We start from the raw sequence: 4,057 nt of genomic DNA on the forward strand, positions 1-4,057 counted from the left end.
TTAAATTGATAACCGCTTTGTTCTGTTCTTCCACTTTTTTTATGCCACCTTCCTGTAGTTTTTAAAGTTTCTCCTTGAGGACATGTGTAAGTGTCATTTTCTGCATCGTATTTAAATTTGGCTACCAAGTAATCGGGTTGCGTGACGCTTTCTTTACTTGTTCCGGGAGTAGGATGCGCTACAATGGTAGTGATGTTATGGTTTATGCATTGGGCAATTTCCCTTCCATTATGGTAGCCTTTATCCACCAAAACGGTAAAAGTATCAAGGGCCAAATTTTCTTTTGCTTCCAAAGCGATAGCCCCTAAGGCGTTAAGATCGTTCCGATTTATGGTGTGAGTAGCTACAACTAAATTATGCTTATTATCTACGGCTGCCTGGATATTATAGCTGATCTCAACTACTACTCCTTGAACTAAAAGGGCTCTCGCATCTTGATCGGTGGTACTTATTTGGGGTTGTCCACTCTCTTTTAGTTTTTCTTCTAGAAGTTCGTAGCGTAATTTATTCTTTTTTAATCGCTCTATTTTTTCTGCGATTTTTGTGACTGTAATGCTATTATCCTGTAAATCATTTTTAGCCAATTCGGCTAGATATTCTTGGGTTCGCTCTTCAATATATGCTAAGTGTCTCTCGATTTTCTTTTGGTTGAAGTTCGCTTTCTTGCTGTTGTGCGCTCTGCTTTTGGTTCCATCAATAGCGATGATCTCGCAGCCAATTAGATCAGCATCTTTAAGAAAAGAAACAAAGAGTTTGAAGAGTTTTTTTAATCCCGATGGATTCTGTTTTCTAAAGTCGGATATACTATGATAGTTGGGGATGATTGCGCATAAAAGCCATTGCAATTCGATATTGCGAGCGCATTCCTTTTCTAGCTTTCTGGAACTCCGAAGCCCATTGAGATAACCATACAAATAAATTTTAAGAAAGATTTTTGTATCAAAGCTCGGCCGACCTTCTGCTTTAATGCTTTGAACAGAAAAACCTAAAGTTTCTAAGGACAATGCTTCAACAAAAGCATCGATAAAACGAACGGGGTTTTCTGGTAAAATAGTGTCTTCTAAACTAGAAAAAACCATCTGATTGCGAGGAAGGCCTGTGATGTGTTGCATCATTAAATATACAACTTTTCTTGCTTTACTATTCGAATTAAACAGTATATTTGAAAGAAACAAACGATAGTTTTTTCACAGACTGACGTTATATTCCAGCTTCGAGCAACTTGTCTGCCGAAGCTAAACCCATTTAATTCCACATTCTTTTTTATTTCCTTTTTTAGAAATATAATAGTATTTAAAATATGGAGCGGGGTCTTGATAATCATAAATTTCTTCTTTTATAACTCCCTCTGGAATATTCACTTCTTTAGTGATATAATTTTCTTTTGTTAGTGTAACTGTTATCATAATATTTTATTATTTTTGTTTATTGATTTTACCATAATAGGATAATTAATTTCGAAATCCGATATACCTAGATGTGTATCGGATTTTGCGGTTTTAAAAAGCCGAGAATATAACAGCTAGTATATTTCAGCTTTTGTATTAGGATTTAGGCGGTTGATTTTTTGTATTTGTTTTTACTGTTTCTTAGCCGAAATACGGTCTTTTACTTATTTCAAGCCGAAATTATACTAGCGAAACGTTGGCAGTAATATTAAAGACGTAAACTTCCGAAAATAAAATATGAAAATAGAAAACTTATCAGCAGAAAATAAAATTAAACTTATTATTGCTGACCAAATAATAACACTTAAAGAAAAGAAAGACTTTGAAAGCGTTGAAAAAAGGTTAAATATGTTAGACTTACATACTGTCGAATAGCTTTATACTCTCTAACAATTTTTTATTCTGTTCTCTTGAGTATTCCGAATCAAATTCATTAATAAACATTTCTACAGGCTCTGTTACAAGCAACTTTGACATAGCTTTTGACTCGGTAGAGGGGAAATTAATGTTGTCATATTCAGAGAGTATTTCAGAATAGATTGATTGAAGTTCTGAACTGTTTGTACAGTTTTGTAATTAACGGTGCTATTATAAGACTAAATATTTTGACCAAATATAAACAGAAAGATTTTAAATTACTGTAGTAGAGACTTAAAAAATAAACAGAATAGTCAAAAATACTACTACCAACACACGATACAAGCAAGTTGGGCAAAGGTGTTGAATTTAAAGAATATTAATATTAGCCGAGATTCGGAAAAAACAGAAAAATAAAGAATTTTTAACCCCAACCTGCGTGTAGCGCGGGAACGTTATGCGATATCGTGCAAAAGCAGAATCATAAACAGGAAAATAGTCCAAATGCAAAATACTGAATTTAAAAATGCGGAAACGATTTCATGGATTTTGCTAGCAATCTCTATTGCATCGCAAAGTTCGCCAACTACATTTGAAGAAATCATGCAAATAGCAGACGGAATAAATCATGCTGTTCCGACGCAAAAAGAAATGCAAACTTCTATTTCTTGGTTAATAGCAAACGACCTAATCTTAAAAGACGGCAAAAAATATTCACTATCTGAAAATGGAAAGATTTTAAATGACAATGCAGAAAAACAGAATAATATGCTTATAAAAATGTGGAAGCATTTGGAATCGGAACTCAAGCAGAAGTATAACGACATCGCATAACAGCTAGGGATTCGTTGCGTGCGTAGCACGAACAATGAAACCCGGGTTGAACGGAACCGATTGTACGTCCGTCAACCTATGCACTTGTCGTAAAGATTTTAGAGAGAATTACAAGAGGCAAGCGAGCCTCTTTTTTTTGGAGTGTTTTCTGCTTGGTTTTTCTCGTGTGTTCCTTCACTTGTGAACATAAGTTCCCTTACCCGTAATTTAGTTTTTACAGGATTTTGAACTTTGGCTACCGCCAAGATACCAAGCAGGCGGACCACGCTGGTCAAAAACCGCTATTCGGTGTAAATTACCAGTTTTACAACACGGACACTTGGGCAAAAAGGGCTTCTTTTCTACTTTTTCTAAAACTTTTACCTTAAGTTTTTCCTGTAAAAGTTTCAGCTTTTGTCGCTTCCAAGTGCTGCTCAAAAAACCGTAATGTCGGATCTTGACAAAGCGTTTGGGCAAAATATGCAATGAAAATCGGCGAATAAACTCTTTGTGCGTGAGTGTCATTTGTTTTTTCACACCCGCTACTCGGTAATCCTTATAAGTAAAAGTCACGTTTTCCTGGTCAATGCTCTTGATTCGATGGTTACTAATAGCGATTTTATGGGTGTATCTGCCCAAATATTCCACCACTGACTTTGGACTTCCAAAAGGTTTCTTAGCAAATACTATCCACGGCTTGCGCCACAATTCTTTCCGGATTTGTTCGTATTGGATCGGTAATTTTGCCTTGAGTTTGGCGCAATATTTAGCCCTAAAAACCTTCGACAAGGCCTTGACTGAAAACAAAAATTTACCATCGGTTCTGCTATTTTGCCACTGTCCGTTTTTATTAACTCCACCACCTGGAACAATGCAATGCAGGTGTGGATGCAAACTCAATTGCTGTCCCCAAGTGTGCAAAACCGCTATCATTCCCATCTGCATTTCTTTGGCTTTGCCAAAACTTTGAAGCGTTTCCCAGCTCGCTTCAAACAAAGTATCATACACTATTTTAGGTTGATATATTGCTAGAGAATTAATACTATCGGGCAAGGTAAAAACGACGTGGAAGTAGGGAACCGGTAAGAGTTCTGTACTTCTGGCTTGTATCCAATCTTCGCGTTTGTTGCCCTGACACTTGGGACAATGGCGGTTGCGGCAAGAGTTGTAGCTTATGGTGATATTGCCACAGCTATCGCACCCATCGATATGTCCTCCTAAAGAGGCCGTTCTGCATTTTTTAATAGCATGAAGCGTGCGCAGTTGCCAAGTATTTAATCCCCAATTTTCGATTGCAGTACCTGCTTTTCGCAGTGCATCGGCTACTTCAAAGAGCGGCTGCATTTTGCAAAAAGAGTATCGAGTGGACTGAATTTCTGTTGACTTTCTAGCTGAGCAATCTGCAAATACTCCATCGTAGTTTCTATATTCTGATGTCC

General features: G+C 36.8%; 5 protein-coding genes. 2 read left to right on the top strand and 3 right to left on the bottom strand.

The window, feature by feature from the left end; genetic code table 11:
- Both ACEN2F_RS14565 and ACEN2F_RS14570 read right to left on the bottom strand, forming a co-directional pair.
- The coding region (locus ACEN2F_RS14565) for a transposase (protein WP_441740508.1) at positions 1-1,115 on the bottom strand (1,115 nt) is incomplete at its 3' end.
- A 120-nt stretch (positions 1,116-1,235) separates the two neighbouring features.
- Positions 1,236-1,406: a hypothetical protein gene (locus ACEN2F_RS14570; RefSeq protein WP_441740510.1), complete on the bottom strand. Its 171-nt coding sequence runs from the start codon at positions 1,404-1,406 to the stop codon at positions 1,236-1,238.
- 279 nt (positions 1,407-1,685) lie between these two features.
- On the opposite strand from ACEN2F_RS14570, the gene ACEN2F_RS14575 reads away from it, so the two are divergent.
- Together ACEN2F_RS14575 and ACEN2F_RS14580 are read left to right on the top strand one after the other, a co-directional pair.
- Positions 1,686-1,823: a hypothetical protein gene (locus ACEN2F_RS14575; RefSeq protein WP_441740511.1), complete on the top strand. Its 138-nt coding sequence runs from the start codon at positions 1,686-1,688 to the stop codon at positions 1,821-1,823.
- A 486-nt stretch (positions 1,824-2,309) separates the two neighbouring features.
- Positions 2,310-2,639: a hypothetical protein gene (locus ACEN2F_RS14580; RefSeq protein ID WP_441740512.1), complete on the top strand. Its 330-nt coding sequence runs from the start codon at positions 2,310-2,312 to the stop codon at positions 2,637-2,639.
- Between the two features lie 207 nt (positions 2,640-2,846).
- Here ACEN2F_RS14580 and ACEN2F_RS14585 read toward each other — a convergent pair whose 3' ends face one another.
- Entirely contained in the window at positions 2,847-3,962 is a 1,116-nt protein-coding gene (locus ACEN2F_RS14585; protein WP_441740514.1) for an IS91 family transposase, read from the bottom strand.
- Positions 3,963-4,057 lie beyond the last annotated feature (95 nt).

Source organism: Flavobacterium sp. W20_MBD1_R3, from assembly GCF_052119725.1.
In the GTDB taxonomy this organism is placed as follows: domain Bacteria; phylum Bacteroidota; class Bacteroidia; order Flavobacteriales; family Flavobacteriaceae; genus Flavobacterium.